The sequence below is a fragment of the Thiolapillus sp. genome (genome assembly GCF_048562965.1).
Lineage (GTDB): Bacteria > Pseudomonadota > Gammaproteobacteria > Chromatiales > Chromatiaceae > Thiolapillus > Thiolapillus brandeum_A.
Window position 1 is genome coordinate 1 of sequence record NZ_JBHNMF010001173.1, and the last position, 809, is coordinate 809.

The window sequence follows — 809 nt, forward strand, 5'->3', positions numbered from 1 at the left end:
GCTTTTTAAGACTGGGTTAAGAATTTCCGGGCAGACTGCAGGCCATCGCTGAAAGAAGGAATCTAGATTGTGTCCTGCATTGCACCAAAGAAATTATATAACACATTGTATTTCGATGAGAAACAGGGATGTTCCGCGCGCAGCCACGGTGTGGTGCTCATGGACAGATCCCATCCCGGCCGACAGGAAGCGGAAAAACTGGTGCAACGTGTTTTTCTGGATGCCTACGGCGCCCGGCTGACGGCTTTCTATCCCTATCTGCTGGCGATTCATGATGCAGAAGGTGGTTATCAGGCGGTTGCCGGGCTGAGGCCGGGCGGCCATACTCTTTTTTGTGAGCACTACCTGCCGCAGAGGGCGGAAATGTTGCTTGGCGTCCCGCGTGAAGCCATGGTGGAGATCGGCAATCTGGCCACAGCCGGTGCCGGGCGCATTCGCTGGATTATCGTGGCGCTGACGGCATTCCTGCAGGGCGCGGGTTTCAGCACTATCACGCCGTTACTGCGCAACAGTTTCGTCCGGATGGGCTTGCCGCTCACCTATCTCTCTTCAGCCGAAGAGGAGTGCCTGCCGGGCGATATGGCGCATGACTGGGGTGCCTACTATGATTGCAATCCATCGGTTTATGCAGGATATGTTCCCGCAGGCTATGAGGCGCTGGGCAAGGTGGCTGCTGCTCATCGTCTGCTGGAGGTAACTACTCACCCCTATCAGCATAGAGCTGTCCCGAAAAGGCCATTTGAATGGCGACCAGCGGATTGTATCCCTGATTTGCCATGGTCTGCAGGTAACTGGAGATGCGGCAATAG

At 55.6% G+C, this 809-nt stretch carries 1 protein-coding gene; it reads left to right on the plus strand.

The window, feature by feature from the left end:
- Positions 1–69: 69 nt before the first annotated feature.
- Positions 70–809: thermostable hemolysin (locus ACOCD2_RS23105; RefSeq protein WP_293675442.1), on the plus strand; the 740-nt coding region annotated here is incomplete at its 3' end.